At 73.8% G+C, this 2711-nt stretch carries 3 protein-coding genes; 2 read left to right on the plus strand and 1 reads right to left on the minus strand.

The features are described from left to right. Together ACM2XV_RS14005 and ACM2XV_RS14010 are read left to right on the plus strand one after the other, a co-directional pair. The coding region (locus ACM2XV_RS14005) for a VWA domain-containing protein (protein WP_487027370.1) at positions 1 to 821 on the plus strand (821 nt) is incomplete at its 5' end. Between the two features lies 1 nt (position 822). Further along, positions 823 to 1950, plus strand: a complete 1128-nt coding sequence (locus tag ACM2XV_RS14010; RefSeq protein ID WP_487027371.1) for a VWA domain-containing protein — start codon at positions 823 to 825, stop codon at positions 1948 to 1950. Here ACM2XV_RS14010 and ACM2XV_RS14015 read toward each other — a convergent pair. Continuing rightward, the coding region (locus ACM2XV_RS14015; RefSeq protein ID WP_487027372.1) for an anthranilate synthase component I family protein at positions 1904 to 2711 on the minus strand (808 nt) is incomplete at its 5' end. The two genes, ACM2XV_RS14010 and ACM2XV_RS14015, sit on opposite strands and share 47 nt — an antisense overlap.

The following is a 2711-nucleotide window of genomic DNA, read 5'->3' on the forward strand; positions in this document are numbered from 1 at the left end:
GCACGGTGGGGCTCTGGCTCACGATCGCGGGCGTGGCGGTCCTCGCCGTCGGTGCGGCGGGGCCCGCGGCATCCGTGCCCACGCCGCGCGCCTCGGGCACCGTGATCCTCGCCATGGACGTCTCGCAGTCGATGATCGCCGACGACGTGCAGCCGACCCGCATCGCCGCGGCGCAGAAGGCGGCCCGGCAGTTCATCGCCGCCCAGCCCGACTCGGTCGACATCGGCGTCGTCGCGTTCGAGCAGGGCGCGCTCGTCACCTCTCGTCCGAGCCCGGACCACGCCCGGGCCGTGAACGCGATCGATCGGCTGACGGTCTCGGGCGGCACCTCGCTCGGCGCCGCGATCATCGGGTCGCTCTCGACCATCACGGGCAAGACGGTCACGATCGGGAAGGACGGCAACCTGCCGCAGCTCGGCTGGTGGGCCAATGCGACGATCGTTCTGTTCAGCGACGGGCAGAACATGGGTGCGGGCGGGGTCGACACCGAATCCGCCGCGCAGCTCGCCGCGCAATCCGGCGTGCACATCGACACGGTCGGGGTCGGGACCCCGGCCGGCACGATCGTCGAGGCCGATGGATTCCGCATGGAATCGGCCCTCGACGCCGACGCCCTCACGCAGATCTCGCAGATCACGGGCGGCAGCTATCACCCCGCATCCGACGCGAAGCAGCTCGGCAGCGTCGCCGACTCGATCGACCTGCGGCTCACGATCGTGCACGAGCCGCTGCCGCTCGGCGCCGCGTTCATCGCCGTCGCGCTCGCCCTGCTGCTCGCGGGCGCGCTGCTCACCGTCGTCGGCACGGGGCGGGTGGTGTGAGGTGTCGTTCACGTGGCCCTGGGCGCTGCTCGCGCTGCTGCTCGTTCCGCTGGTGCTGCTGCTCGCGTGGGGGCTGCGTCGGCGCAGGCGCCGGGCGGCGATCCGCGTCGCGTCGATCGCGCTGGTGCGGCAGGCTCTGCCGCGGCGCGGCAGCTGGGCGAGGCGGATTCCCGCCGCCCTGCTGCTCACGGGCGTGGCGGTGCTCGCGGTCGGCGCCGCGCGGCCGCAGGCATCCGTTCACGTCCCCTCGAAGTCGTCGACGATCATGCTCGCCCTCGACGTGTCGGGCTCGATGTGCTCGACGGACGTCGACCCGAACCGCATCACCGCGGCCGCGCAGCAGGCGGGCTCGTTCGTCGACTCGCTGCGCGGCGGCCCGAAGATCGGGCTCGTGACGTTCGCGGGGACAGCCGGCGTGCTCGTGCCGCCCACCGACGACACCCGCGCGCTGGGCGACGCGCTCACGGGTCTCACGACCTCGCGGGGCACCGCCATCGGCCAGGCGATCATCACCTCGCTCGACGAGATCGCGAAGGTCGACCCCGCGGTGGCCCCGACCGGCGTGAATCTCGCGCCGCCCGCCGAGCCGCCCTCGCCCGACGGCGGCGGCTTCGCGCCCGACGCGATCGTGCTGCTGACCGACGGCGCCAACACGCAGGGCGCCGACCCCCAGCTCGCGGCGCGCCTCGCCGCCGCCCGCGATGTGCGGGTCTTCACGATCGGCTTCGGCACGAGGAATCCTGCGCCGCTCGTGTGCCCGGGCAGTCAGCTGAACGACGGCCCCGGCGGCTTCGGCGGGGGCGGTTTCGGGCCGGGCGCGGGCGGCTTCGACGGGCGAGGCGGCAGCAGCCTGCTGCAGATCGACGAGCGGGCCCTGCAGCAGATCGCGAAGACCACGGGCGGCACCTATCACCGGGCGCAGAACGCCGACCAGCTGAAGAACGCGCTCGACGCGCTGCCGAGCCGGTTCAGCCTCGTGAAGCAGAACGTCGACCTCGCGTCGTGGTTCGCCGGCGCAGGCGGCCTGCTCGTGGCCGCCGCGGTCGGGGTGTCGCTCTGGCAGGGGCGCGTGCACGACCGCTCTAGCGGTCGCCCGCCCCGAGCGCCGCGATCAGCGCCGCCGCCTTGAGCTTCATCTCGGCGAGCTCTGCGGCCGGGTCCGATGACGAGGTGATGCCGCCGCCCGTGCCGAACGTCGCGCGCTCGCCCTCGATCACGATGGTGCGGATCGTCGTCGCGAAGTCGGCGGAGCCGTCGGCCGCGAAGTAGCCGAACGCCCCGGCGTATGCCCCACGAGGCACGCCCTCGAGCCCCTGCAGCAGCTCGACCGCGCGGCGCTTCGGCGCCCCCGTCATCGACCCGGCGGGGAAGAGCGCCGCGAAGGCGCCGACCGCGCCGGCCCCGGGTGCGAGCCGACCGGACACGGTGCTGACGAGCTGGTGCACCGTGCGATACGACTCGACCGCGAAGAGGCTCTCGACCGCGACCGAGCCCAGCTCGCTCACCTTCGACAGATCGTTGCGCACGAGGTCGACGATCATGAGGTTCTCTGCCCGCTCCTTCTCGCTTGCGAGCAGCTCCGCGGCGAGCGCGGCGTCGACCGCCGGCTCTGCCGCCCGCGGCCGTGTGCCCTTCATCGGCCGGGTCACGGCGCGGCCGTCCGGGCCCACCTCGACGAAGCGCTCGGGCGACGCGCTCAGAAGCTCGCGCCCGCCCAGGCGAAGGAACCCGCCGTGGTGACTCGGGGCGAGCCGCCGCAGCCGCCGGTACACCGCCACCGGGTCCGCCGGCCGCCGCGTCGACCACTGCTCGGTGAGGCACAGCTGGTAGGCATCGCCCGCCGCGATCCGCGCCTGGCATGCGCGAATGAGCTCGAGATATGCGGCGTCG

The organism is Gryllotalpicola sp. CP2-P1, from assembly GCF_057512245.1.